The 19,068-nt window shown below is 73.1% G+C and carries 18 protein-coding genes; 8 read left to right on the top strand and 10 right to left on the bottom strand.

Translation table 11 applies throughout. The features are described 5' to 3' along the window. Positions 1 to 1,089, top strand: a complete 1,089-nt coding sequence (locus tag AMOR_RS02080) for an ABC transporter ATP-binding protein (protein ID WP_248357944.1) — start codon at positions 1 to 3, stop codon at positions 1,087 to 1,089. Between the two features lie 25 nt (positions 1,090 to 1,114). Beyond that, positions 1,115 to 2,299 (top strand): ABC transporter ATP-binding protein, encoded by a 1,185-nt coding sequence (locus AMOR_RS02085; protein ID WP_248357945.1) that lies wholly within the window; start codon positions 1,115 to 1,117, stop codon positions 2,297 to 2,299. 13 nt (positions 2,300 to 2,312) lie between these two features. On the opposite strand, the gene AMOR_RS02090 is transcribed toward AMOR_RS02085, so the two are convergent. From AMOR_RS02090 to AMOR_RS02100, 3 genes are all read right to left on the bottom strand, one after another. Next, positions 2,313 to 3,059, bottom strand: coding sequence for a GolD/DthD family dehydrogenase (locus AMOR_RS02090; RefSeq protein WP_248357946.1), 747 nt, complete (start codon positions 3,057 to 3,059; stop codon positions 2,313 to 2,315). A gap of 283 nt (positions 3,060 to 3,342) precedes the next feature. Next, entirely contained in the window at positions 3,343 to 4,257 is a 915-nt protein-coding gene (locus AMOR_RS02095) for an SRPBCC domain-containing protein (protein WP_248357947.1), read from the bottom strand. Then, positions 4,238 to 4,612 carry an ArsR/SmtB family transcription factor gene (locus tag AMOR_RS02100; protein ID WP_248357948.1) on the bottom strand — a complete coding sequence of 125 codons (375 nt, stop codon included), beginning with the start codon at positions 4,610 to 4,612 and terminating at the stop codon, positions 4,238 to 4,240. Before AMOR_RS02100 ends, AMOR_RS02095 begins: the two co-directional genes overlap by 20 nt. 274 nt (positions 4,613 to 4,886) lie before the next feature. Between AMOR_RS02100 and AMOR_RS02105 the strand changes: the two genes are divergently transcribed. The 4 genes from AMOR_RS02105 to AMOR_RS02120 are packed head-to-tail and all read left to right on the top strand — an operon-like array spanning position 4,887 to position 8,015. Beyond that, positions 4,887 to 5,855 carry a sugar ABC transporter substrate-binding protein gene (locus tag AMOR_RS02105; protein WP_248357949.1) on the top strand — a complete coding sequence of 323 codons (969 nt, stop codon included), beginning with the start codon at positions 4,887 to 4,889 and terminating at the stop codon, positions 5,853 to 5,855. Between the two features lie 3 nt (positions 5,856 to 5,858). After that, positions 5,859 to 6,872 carry an ABC transporter permease gene (locus AMOR_RS02110; RefSeq protein WP_248357950.1) on the top strand — a complete coding sequence of 338 codons (1,014 nt, stop codon included), beginning with the start codon at positions 5,859 to 5,861 and terminating at the stop codon, positions 6,870 to 6,872. 2 nt (positions 6,873 to 6,874) lie between these two features. Continuing rightward, positions 6,875 to 7,684, top strand: coding sequence for an ATP-binding cassette domain-containing protein (locus AMOR_RS02115; protein ID WP_248357952.1), 810 nt, complete (start codon positions 6,875 to 6,877; stop codon positions 7,682 to 7,684). A 37-nt stretch (positions 7,685 to 7,721) separates the two neighbouring features. Continuing rightward, entirely contained in the window at positions 7,722 to 8,015 is a 294-nt protein-coding gene (locus AMOR_RS02120) for a GYD domain-containing protein (protein ID WP_248357954.1), read from the top strand. Between the two features lie 63 nt (positions 8,016 to 8,078). Here AMOR_RS02120 and AMOR_RS02125 read toward each other — a convergent pair whose 3' ends face one another. The 3 genes from AMOR_RS02125 to AMOR_RS02135 all read right to left on the bottom strand — a co-directional run bounded on the left by AMOR_RS02125 (position 8,079) and on the right by AMOR_RS02135 (position 11,115). Then, complete coding sequence (locus tag AMOR_RS02125) at positions 8,079 to 8,975, bottom strand: 5'-3' exonuclease (protein ID WP_248357956.1); 897 nt, start codon at positions 8,973 to 8,975, stop codon at positions 8,079 to 8,081. A gap of 386 nt (positions 8,976 to 9,361) precedes the next feature. Then, complete coding sequence (locus AMOR_RS02130) at positions 9,362 to 9,883, bottom strand: DUF1697 domain-containing protein (RefSeq protein ID WP_248357958.1); 522 nt, start codon at positions 9,881 to 9,883, stop codon at positions 9,362 to 9,364. A 14-nt stretch (positions 9,884 to 9,897) separates the two neighbouring features. After that, on the bottom strand, positions 9,898 to 11,115 hold the full coding sequence (locus AMOR_RS02135; RefSeq protein WP_248357960.1) for a sensor histidine kinase: 1,218 nt from the start codon (positions 11,113 to 11,115) through the stop codon (positions 9,898 to 9,900). A 235-nt stretch (positions 11,116 to 11,350) separates the two neighbouring features. Between AMOR_RS02135 and AMOR_RS02140 the strand changes: the two genes are divergently transcribed. Further along, on the top strand, positions 11,351 to 12,244 hold the full coding sequence (locus AMOR_RS02140; protein ID WP_248357962.1) for a transposase: 894 nt from the start codon (positions 11,351 to 11,353) through the stop codon (positions 12,242 to 12,244). A gap of 406 nt (positions 12,245 to 12,650) precedes the next feature. On the opposite strand, the gene AMOR_RS02145 is transcribed toward AMOR_RS02140, so the two are convergent. From AMOR_RS02145 to AMOR_RS02160, 4 genes are all read right to left on the bottom strand, one after another. Beyond that, the gene (locus tag AMOR_RS02145) at positions 12,651 to 13,826 is read right to left on the bottom strand and encodes an efflux RND transporter periplasmic adaptor subunit (protein ID WP_248357964.1); all 1,176 of its coding nucleotides are present in this window, start codon (positions 13,824 to 13,826) and stop codon (positions 12,651 to 12,653) included. A 3-nt stretch (positions 13,827 to 13,829) separates the two neighbouring features. Beyond that, positions 13,830 to 16,190 carry an ABC transporter permease gene (locus tag AMOR_RS02150; RefSeq protein ID WP_248357967.1) on the bottom strand — a complete coding sequence of 787 codons (2,361 nt, stop codon included), beginning with the start codon at positions 16,188 to 16,190 and terminating at the stop codon, positions 13,830 to 13,832. Next, positions 16,187 to 16,924, bottom strand: coding sequence for an ABC transporter ATP-binding protein (locus tag AMOR_RS02155; protein WP_256468114.1), 738 nt, complete (start codon positions 16,922 to 16,924; stop codon positions 16,187 to 16,189). Before AMOR_RS02155 ends, AMOR_RS02150 begins: the two co-directional genes overlap by 4 nt. Positions 16,925 to 17,216: 292 nt before the next feature. Continuing rightward, positions 17,217 to 18,119, bottom strand: a complete 903-nt coding sequence (locus AMOR_RS02160) for a LysR family transcriptional regulator (protein WP_248357969.1) — start codon at positions 18,117 to 18,119, stop codon at positions 17,217 to 17,219. Positions 18,120 to 18,232: 113 nt separating this feature from the next. Here AMOR_RS02160 and AMOR_RS02165 point away from each other — a divergent pair, with 113 nt between their 5' ends. Next, positions 18,233 to 19,042 carry an MBL fold metallo-hydrolase gene (locus AMOR_RS02165; protein WP_248357971.1) on the top strand — a complete coding sequence of 270 codons (810 nt, stop codon included), beginning with the start codon at positions 18,233 to 18,235 and terminating at the stop codon, positions 19,040 to 19,042. Positions 19,043 to 19,068 lie beyond the last annotated feature (26 nt).

A 19,068-nucleotide genomic window follows, 5' to 3' on the forward strand; every position in this document is an offset into this window, starting at 1 on the left:
ATGGCCTACCTGGAAGCCCGTGGCATCTCGAAGGCGTTCGGCAAGAAGCGGGTCCTGGAGGACCTCTCACTCGAGGTCGGGCGCGGCGAGTGCGTGGTGCTGTTCGGACCCTCCGGCGTCGGCAAGACGATCCTGCTCCGCATCATCGCGGGCGTGCTCGAGCCCGACGCCGGTCAGATCCTGATCGACGGTCGCTCCGTGATGGACCAGGGTCCCGAGGAGCGCGGCGTGGCGATGGCGTTCCAAAACTTCGCCCTCTACCCGCACATGGACGCCTTCGAGAACATCGCCAGCCCGCTCCGCGCGCGGAGGCTCCCCGAGCAGGAGATCAAGCAGCGCGTCCACGACATCGCCACGCTGCTGCGGATCGATCACGTGCTGGACCACCTGCCGCGGCAGCTCTCGAATGGGCAGAAGCAGCGCACGTCCCTCGGCCGGAGCCTGGTGCACGGTCCGGCCGTGCTGATGCTGGACGACCCGCTCCGGAACGTCGACGCCAAGATCCGGTACGAGATGAGGCTCGAGCTGCCGCGCATCTTCCGGAAGTTCGAGTCCACCGTCCTCTACGTCACCCAGGACTACAAGGAGGCCCTCGCCCTCGGCGATCGCATCGGCGTGCTGCTCGACGGTCGCTTCGAGCAGCTCGACACTCCGGAGACCGTCTACCGCGCGCCGAGGAACCGGCGCGTGGCGAACCTGTTCGGCGATCCGCCCATCAACCTCTTCCGCATCCGTCCCACGCGCGACGGCGACGGCGAGGTGCACGCCGTCATCGGCGGTCAGCCCGTGGCGCTCGGGGCGGCTCGAAACCGGCTGGACGGGCGCGAGTGCGAGCTCGGCGTCCGGCCCGAGGACGTGGGCCTGAGCTTCGAGCCGGTGCCCAACGGGATCCCGGTGGAGCTCGAGGCGGTGACCCCCTTCAACGTGCGCACGGTCACCCTGCTCAAGACCCCGGACGCGACCGAGATCCTGGCGAGCCAGCCGGAGGACAACTCCCTCGCGACGGCCCGGGGACACCGCAAGGGCTGGGCCACCCTCGACCTGGAACGGACCATGTTCTTCGACGCCAAGACCGGAGCGCGGCTGTAGCGCCCGGAACGGGGATCCCCGATTTATGGCCTCGCTCACCCTGGATCGCGTCACGAAGGTGTATCAGCAGAAGGACCTCCCGCCCACACGCGCGGTGAAGGACTTCAGCCTCAGCGTCAAGGACGGCGAGATCATCGGGCTCGTCGGCTCCTCGGGCTGCGGCAAGACCTCGACGCTTCGCATGATCGCCGGCCTCGAGTCCGTCACCGAGGGCACCATCCGTGTCGGCGACCGGCCCATCCACCACCTCAAGGCGGCCGAGCGGAACGTGGCGATGGCGTTCGAGGGCTATGCCCTCTACCCCCCGCTCCGCGTCTCCGACAACATCGCCTTCAGCCTCCTCCGCGGGAGGATGCCGAAGGAGAAGGCGAGCGAGCGGGTGCGGATGATCGCGGACCTGCTCGAGATCTCCGACATCCTGCCGCTCTACCCGCCCAACCTCTCCGGCGGGCAGCAGCAGCGGGTCAGCCTGGCCCGCGCGCTGGTGCGCGACGCGGACGTGTTCCTGCTCGACGAGCCCATGTCACAGCTCGAGCCGCACCTCCGAGCGAAGCTGCGGGCGCGCATCAAGGACTACCTCATCGAGCACAAGATGACCTCGGTGTTCGTCACCCACGACCAGACCGAGGCCATGGCGCTGGCGGACCGCATCGCGGTCATGTCGGAGGGCGTGCTGCAGCAGCTCGGCTCGCCGGTGGAGCTGAAGGAGCGGCCCACCAACCTCTTCGTGGCGTCGTTCATCGGCGAGCCGACGATGAACCTCCTGAAGGGCCAGACCGCGGACGACGGCGGCACGCTCCAGGTCGTCGTGGAGGACGAGCAAGGCCGGAGGGCCTTCGCCATCCCGCTGCCCCCCGGCGCCCGGGGCCGGGTCCCGAACGGAAAGCGCGTCCACGTCGGGCTGCGACCTCACAAGCTGATCGTGGGGGAGACCAACGGGCGCAGCGTCCCGAGGGTCTACGGGACCGTCGTCTCCAACCAGTGGCTGGGAGACCAGACCTACGTCGGGATCGAGATCGGCGGCTGCCTCGTGCTGGCCGTGGCCGACCAGCACGTGAAGGCGACCGTCGACACGCAGGTCGCGCTCGGCCTCGCGCCCGAGGCACTTCACCTGTTCGACGTCGAGAGCGAGATCGCGCTGCTGCACGGCGGCGACGTCGCCGCCGAGAGCCAGACCGCGCTGCTGCACGGCGGAGACGTCGCGAGCTGAGCGGCGGGCGCGATCACTGGATCGTGTAGCCACCGTCGATGACGAGGTTCTCGCCGTTGATCATGCCGGCGACGTCGCTGACGAGGTAGAGCACGGCCGCCGCGATCTCCTCCGGCTGCGCGAAGCGGCCGGTCGGGATCTTCCTCTTCATGGCCTCGCCGGCCTCCCCCGACCACACGCGCTTCCCGAGTGGCGTCTCCACGACCGTCGGGGACACGGCGTTCACCGTGATGCCGTGCTTCGCCCACTCCAGCGCGAGCACCTTCGTCAGGCCGATGAGGGCGAACTTGCTCGTGCAGTACGCGAGGTGCCGATCGAGCGCGACGACGCCGGCCTGGGACGCGATGTTCACGATCCGGCCCGATCCCTGCCGGATCATGACCTTGCCGACGGCCTGCGACATGAGGAATGGGCCCTTCACGTTCACGGCCATCACGCGATCGAAGTCGGCCTCCCGGAGCACCTCTGCGCTCTCCACGACGGAGATCCCCGCGTTGTTCACGAGGACGTCGATCCGTCCGAAGCGCTGGAGCGCGGTGTCGACGACCTCCGCCGCCGACCGCGCGTCCGCGACGTCGCCCATCACGCCGACGTGGCGCGCGTCGCCGCCCGGGAGGCTGGCGGCGACCTCCTTCACCCTCGCCTTCTGTCCGACGAGCACCTGATTCGCGCCGCGCGCCGCGAAGAGGGTCGCGATCGCGAGCCCGATTCCGCCTGCACCGCCGGTGACGATCGCCGTCTTCCCCGTCAGGTCGAACATGCCCTGGGACCCCGCTCCCTGCGCTGCTCCTGGGGGCGTCCTCCGGACTCCTGCCCCCCTGGACAGCGGCTGGTGAGGTTGTGCTCGGCGCCGCCGACGTGTTCAACGGGAAGGTCGCCTCCGCGGCGCCGTGACACGCGCAGGGGGACTCTCCGGTCTGCGCGGGGTGAGGCGACCCTCGTCTTCCGGAGCGGCCCGCCTGGGTCGGCGCGAACGCCTGCCCGCCGGAGCTCCGGGCGTCCCCGCGTTCATCGGCTGACCCGCGGGGAGGGCCAGGAGCGCTTCATCCGAGCGCCGCGAGGTCGTCCGCCAGCCGTTCGAGGCTCTCGGTCCAACCCTGACGCTGGCCGCGCGCGGCGCCCTCCATGGCGGGCACCGTCTGGCGCACGGTGAGCCGGGTCTTCCATCCCTCCTCCTCGAACGTCACCACCGTGCGGACGGCGTTCCCCGGCCCGGGGCCGATGACGGCGCTGAAGACGATGCGCGCGGGCGGAACGATCTCGCGGTAGACGCCGTGGAACGGGTAGTCGGCGCCGTCCGGTCCGCGCATCACCATCCGGTACGCGCCGCCTGGCCGGAAGTCGATGCTGCAGGACGAGAGGGTGAAGCCGCGCGGCCCCCACCAGCGCGCGAGGTGCTCGGGCCGGGCCCACGCCTCGAACACGACCGGCCGGGGCGCGTCGAGGACGCGCGTCACGACCATCTCCTCCGGCGGCCGGGCGGCGGTCGTCGCGCCGAGGTACTCGCCGAGCTTGTCCAGGTTCTCGCGCAGCCCGACGTCGGCATGGAACTGCTCCACGGCGCGGTCCCGCTCCGCGGCGGACTCGAAGGTCATGCGCACGGTCACCGTCGTCCGCCCGCCGCGCTCCGCGAACGTGACGGTCATCCGGAAGTTCGGTCCGGAGACGTGATCCATCACGATCCGCTCCGGGCTGACCACCTCGACGTACCGCATCTCGTTCCTGAAGTCGGTCCCGTCGGGGCCGTGCATCACGAACCGCCACGCGCCGCCGGGCCGGACGTCCATGTGCTCGACGGTGTTCGTGAAGCCCCGCGGACCCCACCAGCGTGCGACGTGGGTCGGCTCGGACCACGCGGTCCACACCAGGTCGCGCGGGGCGTCGAGCTCCCGCGCCGCGACGAGCTCCCGATCCGACGCGCCGGCTCCGGCGCCCGCTTCAACGCTTCCTGCGGCCATGTCCGCTCTCCTTCGGTGCTCCGGGTTTCGCCTCCACGCGCTGGAGCTCGCGGAGGTACTCGTCGAGGCGGTCGAAGCTCTCCTCCCAGAACCGGCGGTACTGCTCCACCCAGTCCGACACCGCCTTCAGCTGCACGGGCACGAGGCGGCAGGGGCGCCGCTGGGCGTCGCGCCCCCGGGTGATGAGGCCGGCCCGCTCCAGCACCTTGAGGTGCTTCGAGATGGCGGGGAGGCTCATGTCGAAAGGCGAGGCCAGCTCGCCCACGGACGCCTCGCCCGACGCGAGGCGCGCGACGATCGCCCGCCGGGTCGGGTCGGCGAGGGCCGAGAGCGTGGCGTCGAGGCGGTCCGGCATCGGGTCCCGTGGGCGTTGTTAACCCGTTGGTTAAGTAAGAACCGGATCGATGCCGTGCAAGTCCGCGCCGGCGCGACGCAACCGGAGGAGGCCGGCGTGCCGGCCGCCGGGCCCTCCGCCGGCCCCCCTCTCCGGGTGGAGCGGGGCCGCACCTCGCGGGATGGCCCATCAAGGATACCCGCGCCGCGTTCCGCACCCGCGCAGCGGCCGGTATGTCAGCCGCCACGCCGGGTGCGCCGGCCGTGAAACCTCCGCACCCTCGAGGAGATCCGACATGAACGCACCGATGCGCTTCGCGGCGATGATCCTGGCGATGACGGCTGGCTCTGCGGCCCGCGCCCAGACCGTCACGGTCGGCCTCATCACCAAGACCGACACCAACCCGTTCTTCGTGAAGATGAAGGAGGGCGCCGACAAGGCCGCGAAGGCGAACGGCGCCAAGCTGATGAGCGCCGCGGGCAAGTTCGACGGCGACAACGCCACCCAGATGACGGCCATCGAGAACATGGTCACCGCGGGCGCGAAGGCGATCCTCATCACGCCGAGCGACACCAAGGCGATCGTCCCCGCCATCAAGAAGGCGCGCGCCGCGGGCGTGCTGGTCATCGCGCTCGACACGCCGACGGAACCGCAGGACGCGACCGACGCGCTCTTCGCGACGGACAACTTCAAGGCGGGCGTCCTCATCGGCGAGTGGGCCAAGGCGGCGATGAAGGGCAAGCCGGCCCGGATCGCGACCCTCGACCTCGCGCCCGGCATCACCGTGGGCAAGCTCCGCCACGACGGCTTCCTGAAGGGGTTCGGCATCCAGGAGGGCGACCCGAGCATCGCCTGCAGCCAGGACACCGGCGGCGACCAGGCGAAGGGCCAGACCGCCATGGAGAACTGCCTGCAGCGCGCGCCGGACATCAACCTCGTCTACACGATCAACGAGCCCGCCGCGGCCGGCGCCTACCAGGCGCTGCGCGCCGCCGGCAAGGCGAAGGACGTGATCATCGTCTCGGTGGACGGGGGCTGCACCGGCGTGCGGAACATCAAGAACGGCACGCTCGGCGCGACCTCGCAGCAGTACCCGCTCAAGATGGCCTCGCTCGGCGTCGAGGCCGGGGTCGAGTACGCGAAGACCGGCAAGAAGGCGTCCGGCTACACCGACACCGGCGTCACGCTCATCACCGACAAGCCGCAGTCCGGCGTCGACAGCAAGGACTCGAAGTTCGGGCTCGAGAACTGCTGGGGCAAGTGAGCCGTGGCCACCACCGCGCGCGCGCCGCTCGCGTCTCCCCCGATCCCCACGACGGCCGCCGAGCGGCTCGAGCGCGCCCGGCTGCCGTCGCTCGCGACGCTCGGCTCCGTCGTCGCGCTGGTGCTCGCGTGCGCGTTCTTCGCGTGGCGGACCGACCGCTTCCTCGCGGGGCCGAACTTCTCGCTGATCCTCCAGCAGGTCGGCGTGGTCGGGGTGGTCGCCATCGGCCAGACGCTCGTGATCCTCACCGCGGGGATCGACCTCTCCTGCGGGATGGTGATGGCGCTCGGCTCCATCGTGATGACGAAGTTCGCGGTGGACCTCGGGCTGAACCCCTACCTCGCCATCGCCTGCGGGCTCGCGGTGTCCACCGCGTTCGGGTTCCTGAACGGGGCGCTCATCACGCTCGTGCGGCTGCCGCCCTTCATCGTGACTCTCGGCACCCTCAACATCGCCTTTGCGATCACGCAGCTCTACTCGCAGGCGCAGAGCGTCTCCGGCCTGCCGGACCAGATGACCGCGCTCGGGAACACCTTCCGGATCGGGCAGACCGAGGTGACCTACGGCACGGTCGCCATGATCCTCATGTACCTCGTCGCGTGGTTCGTCCTCGGGCAGACCGCCCCCGGGCGCCACGTCTACGCCCTCGGGAACAACCCCGAGTCGGCGCGGCTCATGGGCATCCGCACCGCGCGGCTGACGCTCCTCGTCTACACGTTCGCCGGGCTCATCTACGGGATCGCCGCCCTGATGCTGGTCGCCCGGACCGGCGTCGGCGACCCGCAGGCCGGCCAGACCGACAACCTCGACAGCATCACCGCGGTGGTGCTCGGGGGGACGAGCCTCTTCGGCGGACGCGGCATGGTCCTGGGCACGCTCCTCGGCGCGCTCATCGTGGGCGTGTTCCGGAACGGCCTCACGCTGATGGGCGTCTCCTCGGTCTACCAGGTGCTCATCACCGGCATCCTCGTCATCCTGGCGGTGACCACCGACCAGCTCTCCCGCCGGAGGGGCTGACCATGGCGATCGCGACCTCCACCCTCACCCGTCCGACCCCGGTGCTCGCCGCCCGTGGCCTCGTGAAGCGATACGGCCACGTCACGGCGCTGGACGGCGCCGACTTCGAGCTCCTGCCCGGCGAGGTGCTCGCGGTGATCGGCGACAACGGCGCCGGCAAGTCGTCGCTCATCAAGGCGCTGTCCGGCGCCGTCGTGCCGGACGCGGGCGAGATCCTGCTCGACGGAAAGCCGGTCCACTTCACCTCGCCGCTCGACGCGCGGCGCCAGGGGATCGAGACCGTCTACCAGGACCTCGCGGTGGCGCCGGCGATGACCATCGTCGACAACCTGTTCCTCGGGCGTGAGGTCAAGCGGACCGGACTGCTCGGCCGGCTCCTCGGGATGCTCGACAAGAAGGAGATGATGGCGCGCGCCGTCGCCCACATGAAGGAGCTGCAGATCGGCATCCGCTCCATGAAGCAGACGGTCGAGACGCTGTCGGGCGGCCAGCGCCAGGGCGTCGCGGTGGCGCGCAGCGCGGCCTTCGCGCGGCACGTCGTGATCATGGACGAGCCGACCGCGGCGCTCGGCGTGAAGGAGTCCAACATGGTGCTGGAGCTGATCCGGCGCGTCCGCGATCGCGGGCTCCCCGTGATCCTCATCAGCCACAACATGCCCCATGTGTTCGAGATCGCCGACCGCATCCACATCGCGCGCCTGGGCAGGCGCGCCGCGGTGGTGAACCCGAAGAAGATCACGATGTCGGAGACGGTCGCGGTCATGACCGGCGCGAAACGCCCGGAGGACCTGTCTCCCGAGGTCCTCTGCTGACGGCGTGGTGGTTCCGGAACGAGGAAGGAGGCAGCAGATGGCGACGTACGTCTCGTTGCTGCGCTACACGGATCAAGGCATCCGGACCGTGAAGGACGGCCCGAAGCGGGTCGATGCCGCGAAGAAGGCGTTCCAGCAGGCCGGAGGCGAGCTCAAGCAGTTCTACCTGCTGCTGGGTACCTACGACATGCTCGTCATCTCGGAGGTGCCCGACGACGAGACGGCGGCGAAGATCCTCCTCGCGATCGGCTCGCTGGGGAACGTGCGGACCGAGACCTTCAGGGCGTTCCCGGAGGGCGACTTCCGCAAGCTCGTCGCAGCGCTTCCGTGAGGTCGGCGCGCGCGGTCGGCTCGACGACCGCGGCGTGGCCTCGCCGGGCGTCGGACGCCGAGGTCAGCCGTCCGACCACCGGGCGTTCCGCCCGTCGAGCGTGGCGACGAGCGGACGGGCGTCCACCGCGGCGCACCACCGCTCGAAGTCGGCCCGCGGGATGCCCCGCCAGCGGAGGTCCTCCAGCGACTCCGCGAGCGGCGCGTCCGTGACGAGGGTCGCGAGGCGCCGGTACAGGGCGGCGGCGTCGCGTCCGGCCTCGAGCGTTCGCGCGAGCTGGGTCGCGCCGCGGATCGCCGCCGGCCACCGCGCGGGCTCGGCGGGGATGCCCTCGAGCTTCCCGTGGGCGCCGAGCAGGCGCGCCGCCGTCCGCGCCCCGAACCCGGGGAGGCCGGGGATCCCGTCCGCGGAGTCGCCGACGAGGGCGAGGTAGTCGGGCACGCTCTCCGGGCGGATGCCGCGGCGGACGAGGAGCCCCTCCTCGTCGAGCTCGCGCCGGCGCATGCGGTCGACCATCACCACCCGCCGCCCGGCGAGGCACTGGCCGAGGTCCTTGTCCGGCGTGACGATGCGGACCTGCTCGACCGCCTCGCGGAAGCGGAAGGCACCGGTGGCGAGCGCGTCGTCGGCCTCGAGGTCGCGCATCGACCACACCGTCACGCCGAGCGCCCGCGTCGCCTCCTCCGCCGCGTCGAACTGCGCGCGAAGCTCGGAAGGCACCCCGGCGTCGCTCTTGTACGCGTGCCAGAGCTCGTTCCGGAACGAGCGGATCGGGTTGTCGAAGGCCACGGCGACGTGGGTCACCGCCTCGGCGGCGTCGTGCAGGAGCCCGAGCAGCGAGATCGCGAGGCCTACGGTCGCCTTCGCCTCCCACCCCGCCGCGGCCCGGTGGGCGGGACTTCGGGGCGAGAAGTGCGCCCGGAACAGCTCGAACGTGCCGTCGACGAGGTGGACGCGCATCGCGACGGGCTACCGCACGAACTCGAGGAGAGCACGCTCGAACGGCACGAGCGCGGCGGTGAGCGAGGATGCGACCGTCGACGAACGCGGCATGGGGCGAGATCCCCCCGGACGGGCGCGCCCGTCGGCATGTGGTTCCCGGAGAGTCATAACGCGCGGCCGCTGGCCGGCAGCCTCTCTTGCGCGGCGGGCGGGCGGGACGCCTCCCTCACGACGCCCCCGCGCGGACCGGCTTCGCGCGTAATCCTCACCCGAGGGCGTCCGTCGCGCCCGCACCCGAGGCCCACCGATGACCGAGGTCGACGACGACGCATCACCGTATCGCCCTCTGGAGAACCGCGCGCTCTTCCGCGGCCTCGCTGGCGTCGTCGTGACGACCTCGTCGCTCACGCACCCTGCCTGGCGACTCTCCCGATGGTGTCCCAGGTGCGGGTGGTGACGTCCCTGCCGAACGTCCTCTCGATCAGCGCCATGAACACCGGCCCCCGCGGGCCCGGGACGTAGGCGCTGAACACCTCGCGGTCCTCGATGCGCAGGATGCGCGCTCCGTCGCGCTCGATCGGCAGCTCGGGGATGGCCGCGGGCTTCTCCCGCAGGAACGTCACGACGCGCTTCGCCGCGCGCTCCAGGCGGAAGTCCTGGTACGGCTCCGATTCGAGCATCCGGCGGAGCGACTCGAGCTCCCGTACGATCGCCGGGAACGCGTGTCCCAGCCGCGTCTTCATGGCCGCCTCGGCCTTCCGCTCGAGCGCCGGACCCGGGGTGGCCCGCGCGGTGAAGATCACGTTGCCGCTCGAGAGCACGGTAGTGACCTCGGTGAAGCCGGCCACCTCGAAGGCCTCCCGGAGCTCCGGCATCTTCGCGTTCATCGGGCTCACGCCCCGGAGGAAGGCCGCGTAGCGTCTCATGCGCGAGGCACCGATCAGGCCGCGAGCGGGAGCCTCACGGTGAACGTCGCACCCTCGCCCGGCGCGCTCGCCACCGCGATCGTTCCCCCGTGCGCCTCGACCGTCTGCCGCGTGAGCCACAGCCCCAGCCCGAACCCTCCGTAGTTCGCGGTCGGGACGGCCCGCGCGAACCGGTCGAAGATCCGCGCCTGCGCCTCGGGGGGGATGCCGATGCCGCGGTCGTGGACCGTGAGCTGGGCCATCCCGTTCACCGCCGCCACGGCGATCTCGATCGGCCGTCCCGACCCGAACTTCACCGCGTTCGCGAGCAGGTTGTAGACCGCCCGCTCGATGCGCTCCGCGTCCCAGCGGCCGACGACGGCGCTCGCAGCCTCGACGCGGATGTCCGCGTGGGCGGGATCGCCGAGCGCCTCCGCGGCGTCGCGCACCGTGGCCGCGAGATCGACCTCCTTGCGGTGCAGCGGGATGCGGTGCTGCCCGACCATCGACGCGTCGAGGAGGTGCTCGATGAGGCCGCCGAGCCGCTTCACGGTCCGCGAGATCCGGTCGAGCGCGCCGCGGACGCCGTCGAGCTGCGCGTCGGGCGCGGAGACGCGGCGCTCCGCCATGCCAACCTGCAGCGCGAGCGCGGCGAGCGGCGTCCGCAGCTCGTGCGCAGCGATCGCGAGGAACGTGTCCCGGGCGGCGACCGCCTCTCGCAGATCGGAGACGAGCCGGAGGTTCTCGAGCGCGACGGCCGCGTACCCCGCGAGCGCCGACACCAGCCGGAGCTCGTCGGGCGTCGCGCGGTGGTGGTGCGCCCAGTACGCACCGATCGCGGCGACGGGATCCTCCGGACGGACGGGGACCATCGCGAGGCTCTTCACGAACGTCGGCCGGTACACGTCGTGCGGGATGCGGTCGTCCGCGAAGACGTCCTCGACGACCACCGCCTGCCGGTTCAGCATCGCCCAGCCGGAGATGCACATCGTCGCCGGGAAGCGCATCCCTTTCCACAGCGGCGCGATGGCGTCCTCGTCGACGTAGTGGACGAGCGGGCCTTCCCGGAGCACGAAGGTCACCCCGTCGGCCCCGGTCAGCTCGCGCGCGGCGCGCCGGACGGCATCCGCGATCTCCCCGAGGTCGTGCGCGGCGGCGAGCTCGAGCGCTGCCCGGAGCAGCACCTCGACGCGATCCGCAGACGCCCCCTCTGCTCCCGGGCGCCGCAACGTGCTCTCGAGCGCAGGCTTCATCCCATGACCCATATGGTCCGGTGCGCGTGGCCGCCAGTGCCTCTCTTGGAGGTGCCCGGCAGGACGGGGCGCCGACGGCCTTGGCTTGGCTCCTGCAGCCTCGCCTCACCCCCTCACCCAGACCGAGAGTTCCGGCTTTCGTCCGATGCGGCCGGTTCGCGGACCATGCATCGCATGCCGAGTCTACCCGATCCGCGGGGTTCCTCGCGGCACGGTTCGTGTCCTCGCCGCCCGCATGACCGCTCCTCGCCAGGTCGTTCCGGGCGCCTCCTACCTCGTCACGCGGAGATGCGCGCAACGGCAGTTCCTCCTCAGGCCGTCCCGCGCGACGAGCCAGACGTACCTGTACGTCCTCGCGCTCGCAGCCGCGCGCTACCGCGTGGAGATCCACGCCCTCTGCGTCCTCTCCAATCACGTCCACATGGTCGTTACGGACCCCGACGCGAACCTCCCCGCGTTCCACCAGTTCCTCGACGCCCTCGTCGCGCGGGCCGTCAACGCCTCCCTCGGGCGCTGGGAAACGTTCTGGGCTCCCGACACGTACAGCGCCGTCCGACTGGTCTCGCCCAGCGACATCGTGGACAAGGCCGCCTACGTGCTCGCCAATCCCGTCGAGGCGGGCCTCGTCGCATCTGGCAGCGCCTGGCCGGGCCTGTGGTCCGCCCCGGAGCGGATCGGCGGCGCCCCCTTCGTCGTGGAGCGACCGAAGGACTTCTTCGACCCGAAGGGCGGCCTTCCGGACCGGGTGACCCTTCAGCTCACGGTGCCGCCCGGCTTCGATTCGCCCGAGCAGTTCCGAGCCGAGCTCCAGCGCGCGCTCGAGCGCCGGGAGACGGACGCGCGGGCTCGCTACAAGGGGCGCGGCGGGTTCCTCGGCGTCGCTCGCGTGCTCGCGCAGAAGCCCTTCGCCCGACCCGCGCCCGGGGAGCCCCGGCGCGCCCTCAATCCGCGCGTCGCCGCGGGCGACAAGTGGAAGCGCATCGAGACTCTCGGGCGCCTCGCCGAGTTCCTCCGCTCCTACCGCGGGGCCTGGAACGCTCGGCGAGCCGGGGCTGACGACACCCTCTTTCCGCACGGAACCTACCTCCTGCGCGTCCTCCACGGCGTTCCCTGCGCCGCGGCCGGATAGGGCGACCGCGCCGCGCCGTTTTTCCGGGACGACGACGGCACGCACCGCCGGGGCCTCTGGTCCGGGCGCGCGTGTACCCGCGTTGACGTTCCCGATCGCCTCGTGCGAGCGGCCGTCTCGACACAGTCACTCTGTTGCGCGGGAACTCTCGGACGGGGGCGGGACGGGCCCCGGGAACTCTCGGACGGGGACCGCAGCCATGCCCGGGAACTCTCGGACGGGGCAGCCGATCGCCTCGTGCGAGCGGCCGTCACTCACAGTCACTCTGTTGCGCGGGAACTCTCGGACGGGGGCGGCCAAAGGACACGCCGCCGGGAACTCTCGGACGGGGACCGCACCGCTGATGCACGGGAACTCTCGGACGGGGACCGCACACGTCGTCCGCGACACAGCTGGCGAGCAGGCCCTACCTGGTCCGCACCCGCGCCCCGTCCTCGATCGCGCTCGTCGGCCGGAGCACGACGCGCTCTCCCGGAGACACGCCGGACACCACCTCCACCTCGTCCGCGGTCGAGGCCCCGAGGCGGATGGGCCGGAGCCGCGCTCGCCCGCCCTCCACCACGAAGGTTCCCCACCCGCGATCGCCGCGCACCACGCTGCTCGCGGGCAGCTTCACGGCGTCGGCCCGCTCGGCGACGACCACGCGGCCCTCGATGCGCCACCCGTCCGCCACCGGGGCCCAGCGGGCGCGGTCTCCCGCGGGATCGACGAGCACGAGCACGCGCTGCTCCTCGACGCCCAGCGCGCTCACCTTCGTGAACGCCGACGGCTCCACCCGGCGAACGACGCCGCGCAGCGGCTCGTCGCCCGGCCAGGCGACGAGCTCCACGGCGGCGCCGGGACGGACCCGCGAGGCCTGCTCGGTGAGGAGCTCGAGCGCGACCTCGACGTCCCGCGGATCCCCGACCTCCACCACCGGCGTACCCGCCTGCACGGGACCGGGGCTCTCCTGCACGACGCGCAGCACCACCCCGGCCGCGGGCGCCGCGAGCGGCTGGGCCGGCCCGCGGCCCGACGGAGACGCGAGCAGGGCCTCGACGGCGATCCGTTCGCCGCGTGCGCGCGCAAGGGCCGCGCGCGCCGCGCGAACCTCCTGCGCGGCCATGCCGGCGGCGGCCTCGGAGGTCTCGAGGTCCCGAGCCGCCAGCGCGTCGCCGGTCAGGAGGAGCCTCGCCCGGGCGAGCGCGCGCGACGCGTCGGTCTCGGCCACCTCGGCGCGCCGGACCGCCGCGGCCGCCTCGGCCTCGGCAGCCCGCGCGGCCGCGGCGCGCGCCTGCGCCTCCGCGCGCGTGCGAGCGTCGAGCGGCGCCGGGGCGAGCGGGCGGACCCACGCGACCGGCTGGCCCTCACGCACCGCGTCCCCGGCGTGCACCTCGACGCGCTCGAGCGCGCCGGGCACGGGCGACGCGACGACGTGGCGCTCGCGGACGCGCGCCTTGCCGGTGCCCTCGACGGTCTCGGAGATCGAGCCGCGCGCTGCGGTCGCCACCTCGACCTCCGGGCCGCGGCGAGACGCCAGGACGGCGCCGGCCGCCGCCGCCACCCCGAGCCCTGCCACAGCCACCGTCCACGTTCGCTTCACGGCTCACTCCCGTGCCTTCAGGACCTCGACGAGATCGGCCCGCGCCACCCAGCGCCGTGCGAGCAGGATGAGGACGGCGGCCGCCGCGAGCACCGTCCCGGTGGACATCGCCCAGGTGCCGAGCCCGACCACGACGGGCAGCCGGAACAGGTCCGACGTCATGGCGCTCGAGGAGAGCGCGACGAGCCCGACGCCGAGCGCCATCCCGAGCGGCACGGCGGCGGCGACGAGGACGGCGAGCTCGCCCGCGAGGATGCGCCACGCCTCGCCCACGCCGAACCCGAGCACCCGCAGCGTGGCGAGCTCGCGCTCTCGCTCCGCGTGCGCGACCCGCGCCGCGTTGTAGAGGACGCCGCCCGCGAGGACGAGCGCGAACCCGATCAGGACCGCGACGACGCCTCCCATGAACCGGGCGACCACGTCCTCCATGGCGCGTCGGAACGTCGAGGCGAGCGTGACGCCCGCGACGCGCGGACGGGCCGAGAGCCGTGCCTCGACGGCGGCTTCCGTGCCGGGGTCGAGCGTGAGGAGCGCGCCGCTCGCGAGCGGTCCTTCCTGGAGCGCGTCGTCGAGCGCCGCGAGGCTGGTCGTCGCCGCCACCCCCACGAAGTCGTCGACGAGGGCGACGACCCGCAGCGAGAGCACCGGCCGGCGCCCCTCGTGCACCTCCGCGATCACCGTGTCACCCGGCTCGACCGCGAGGATGCGCGCGAGCTGCGTCGACAGGACGAGTCCCGTGGGCGGGACCGGGACCGTCCGCTCGCGGACGTCGACGAGCCGCCAGAGCTTCCCCCCGGGCTCGAGCCCCGCCACCTCGATCCGGTAGCTGCGCGCACCGTTCCGCAGCGTGGCGGGGACGTGCCGGTAAGGCTCGAGCGCGCGCACGCCCGGGATGGCGCGCAGCTCGAACAGCGCGTCACGCCCGGTCGGATCCGAGAAGACGACGATCGCGTCCTCGCGCCGGGCCTGCTCGAACTGGACCTTGAGCAGGTGAGCGAGCGCGTCGTCCATCGCCCCGGCGACGACGATGACGGCGACGGCGCAGGCGATCCCCACGGTCGAGAGCGCCGCCCGGACCGGCCGCCGGGAGAGGTTCCGGACGATCATCTTCCACGCGGGCGGGAGCCGCTGCACGAGCGCGAGCCGGTCGAGGCGCGTCGCCCGGAACCGGGCCGGCGGCTCGGGGCGCATCGCCTCCGCGGGTGGCAGGCGCGCGGCGCGCCGGACCGCGCTCGCCACCCCGGCCATGGCTGCGAGGAGGCTCAGCCCTGCGCCGACCGCGATCACGGAGGCTGCGTCCTCGTACACGAGGAACGGGAACCGGTAGAAGCTCGCGTACATGCGGGCGAGCCCCCGGCCGAGGCCAGCCCCCGCGACCGCGCCCAGCACCGCGCCGGCGATCACGATCGCGCCGACGAGCTTCGCGTAGTGGAGCGCGACGGCCGCGTCCGAGTACCCGATCGCCTTCAGCATCCCGATCTGCTGGCGCTGCGCCGCGACGAGGCGGGACACGATCACCGAGAGGAGGAACGCCGCGATCCCGCCGAAGATCGCCGGCACGACGACGGACATCGCGCGCAGCTGCCCGATCTCGTCCGAGAGGAACCGGTGGGAGATCTGATCGCCCCGCCCGTAGGCGCCGGCGCCGCCCCACGGTTCGAGGATCCGATCGACCGCCGCGATCACGGCCGGCTCCGACGCGCCGGGGGCGAGCCGCAGCGCCGCCGCGTTGAACGCGCCCTCGAGCCCCGCCGCGGCTCCGAGGTCGGTCCGCGCCATCCAGAAGACGCCGAAGCTCCGGTCGTCCGGGAACACCATCCCCTGGCCGATGGCGTACACGTACTCGGGCGAGAGCGCGACGCCAACGACGCGCAGCCGCTCCCGGCGCCCGTTCACGACGGCGGAGATGTCGTCTCCGGGCACGAGCCGGTTCGCCTCGGCGAACCCCTCGGTCACGAGGGCCGCACCGTGCTCGTCGGGCAGGAGCGCCCGGCCGGCGCGCACGTGCAGGCGGTTCAGGCGCGGCGGCGCGAGGTCGGGCAGCGAGACGAACACCCCGCGCGCCGTGGAGCCGGACGGGAGCTCGATCCGGCCCGCCGACACGACCCGGGTCTCGACCTCGGCGACGCCGGGGACCGCGGCGAGGCGCGCCGCGACGGACTCGGGCGCGCGCCGGGCCGACGCGAACACGTCCGCGAACCGCTCCCGAGCGTAGTACGCGTCGCGCGTCCCCACCATCGCGCGCTCGGTGAGCGCGGTCGTCACCCAGGCCGCCATGGCGCAAGCGACGAGCGCCGCGACGGCGATCGCCTGGCCGCGCATCCGCGCGAGGTCGTGCCACGCCTTGTGATCCAGCGCGGTCACCAGGTGACCTCCGAGGCGGGGCGGCGCACGGCGTTCGCGTCGATCCGCGCGATGCGCCCGTCGCCGACGTGGACCACGCGGTCGGCCATGTCCGCGATGGCCGCGTTGTGCGTGATGACGACCACGGTCGTCCCGAGCGTGCGGTTCACGCTCTCGAGCACCTCGAGGACGATGCGCCCGGTGAGAGCGTCGAGCGCGCCGGTCGGCTCGTCGCAGAGCAGCACGTCGGGGCGCTTCGCCACCGCGCGGGCGATCGCGACGCGCTGCTGCTCGCCCCCGGAGAGCTGTGCCGGGAAGTGATCCATCCGGTGCTCGAGTCCGACGAGGCGGAGCGCCTCCTCGGGAGCGAGCGGGTGCGGTGCGATCTCGCAGGCGAGCGCGACGTTCTCGCGGGCGGTGAGGCTCGGGACGAGGTTGTAGAACTGGAACACGAACCCGACGTGCTCGCGGCGGTACATCGTGAGGTCGGCCGCCGTCGCGCCCACGAGATCGTGATCGCGGTAGCGCACGCGGCCGCCCGTCGGGACGTCCAGGCCGCCGAGGATGTTGAGGAGCGTGGACTTGCCGCTGCCGGACGGCCCGAGGATGACGACGAGCTCGCCGTCGAACAGCTCCAGGTCGACCCCGCGGAGCGCCGGGACGTCGACCTCGCCCATCCGGTAGGTCTTCTCGAGCCCACGCGCCTCGAACGCCGGCTTGCGCGGCGCGCCCTCCGGACGGACCGCCTCGGGCACGAACTCCTCCTTTTTGTCGATGCTCGCACCGATGCCGCGGCGCTTCCGGGCCGACCTGGGTCGCCTCGATCCGACGCGACCGGAGGCCTCGCTCGCTCCCTAGCCTGGGCGGAAATTCGCCTCGACGCGCAGACCCGGCCGAGCCGACACGCCGGCCGAGCCGATTGCACGGCGGCCGGGAACCGCGCGGTCCCGCCGGCGATCCTCCGGGCCCGGCGTTGCGGGCGGTCGCCCGCCCAGCTCGGCGAGGAGGTCGGGGGCCCCTTGGCGCTGAAGCGCCTCCTTGCCGCGGTCAACGTCCGGCGAGCAGCGCCCGGTCGCGCTCGAACAGCCCGATCACGAAGTCGGCGACGGCACGAACGTGTGGATCGCGCCCGGAGCTGGCGCGCCGGAGCAGCCAGATCGGCCGAGCCGCCGGGAGCGGCTCCTGCAACACGCGCACGAGCGCCGGATCGGGGTCGCCCATGAACCGCGGCAGGAGCGCCAGCCCGAGCCCGGCCCGCGCGGCGAGCTGCTGCGACAGGAAGCTGCTGGCGCGGTACGCGGGCCGGTCCTCCGGCCAGCGCTCGGCGAGCCACGCGGCCTCGGGGAACCACCCGCTCGCCTCGTCGAACCCGATCCGCCGCGGCGGCGTCCCGGTCTCCATCGCCGCGACCACCACCGGCGCTGCGTAGAAGGCGTACGCCATCGTCGCGACGCGGCGCCCGACGAGCTCGCCGCGCCTGGGCGCGCCCATCCGCAGCGCGAGGTCGACTTCGTGGCGCGCTAGGCTGAGCGGGCGCGACTCGCCGAGCAGCTCCAGCTCCAGCTCGGGATGGCGTGCCACCAGCGGCGCGAGGCGCGGGAGCAGGAAGCCGTCGAGGAGCGCCCGGGTCGAGGTGAGCCGCACGAGCCCGGACGAGCCCGCGCCGGCCGCGCGCTCCGCGAGCGTCGCCGCGGCGCGCTCCATCTCCACGGCGCGCTCCAGGACGGCCTGGCCCGCCGCGGTGAGCCCGTACCGCCCGGCGGCGCGATCGAAGAGCGCGCGGCCGAGCGCGGCCTCGAGCCCGGCGACCCGGCGCGCGATCGTGGCGTGGTGGACCCGCAGGGCGCGCGCGGCGGCCGAGAGCGTGCCACCCCGGGCGAGGGCAACGAAGTGACGCACGTCCTCCCAGTCGAGCGGGGCTGTGCGGGGATCATCAGCCGTGGTGCGCATCTGCCCATTGTCGCACAGCCGCGGGCGAGGCAGGTTGGGTGCGAGCGGCGCATCCGTCCCCGGCCGCCGGCAGCAGGCCGGCGGTCCTGGAGACCGGACGCCCGGAGGATCCCATGACCGAACCCACCGTCCACCTGACCCTCGTCGGCGGCCCCACGCTCCTGGTCGAGCTCGCCGGCCTGCGCCTCCTGACCGATCCGACCTTCGATCCGCCGGGGGCCTATGCCTCCGGCTCGGTGACCCTGACGAAGACCTCCGGACCTGCCCTGTCCGCGGAGGCGATCGGCCCGGTCGACGCCGTGCTGCTGAGCCATGACCAGCACCCCGACAACCTCGACCGCGGCGGCCGCGCGTCCCTCGCCGGCGCGCAGCGGGTGCTGACCACGCCCGCGGGCGCGCGCCGCCTGCCCGGCGCGGATGGGCTCGGGCCCTGGGAGCGGCGCACGCTCGTCGGCCGCGACGGGAGCGCGTGGACGGTGACCGCGACGCCGGCGCGGCACGGGCCTCCGGGGATCGAGCCGATCGCCGGCGACGTGACCGGGTTCGTGGTGACCGATGCGGGAGGCGCCGATCTCCTGTACGTGACGGGCGACACGGTCTGGTTCGAGGGCGCAGCCGAGGTGTCCCGCCGGTTCCGGCCGAGGCTGGTCGTGCCGTTCGCGGGTTCCGCCCGGACCCGCGGTGCGTTCCACCTCACGATGGACGCGAACGACGCCCTCGAGACGGCGCACGCCTTCCCCGACGCCACGCTCGTGCCCGTCCACGACCAGGGCTGGGCCCACTTCACCGAGAGCGCGGAAGACCTCGCGCACGCGTTCGAGGTCCTCGGCCAGCGCTCGCGGCTGCTCGTGCTCGAGCCGGGGCAGCGCACCGCGGTGTCGCTCGCGCGCGGGCGCGGCCCGGGCCCGCAGCTCCGCGGGTGACGCGCTGCGCCCGCGCGCGCTGCTCC

It is taken from the genome of Anaeromyxobacter oryzae (genome assembly GCF_023169945.1).
Taxonomy (GTDB): Bacteria; Myxococcota; Myxococcia; order Myxococcales; family Anaeromyxobacteraceae; genus Anaeromyxobacter; species Anaeromyxobacter oryzae.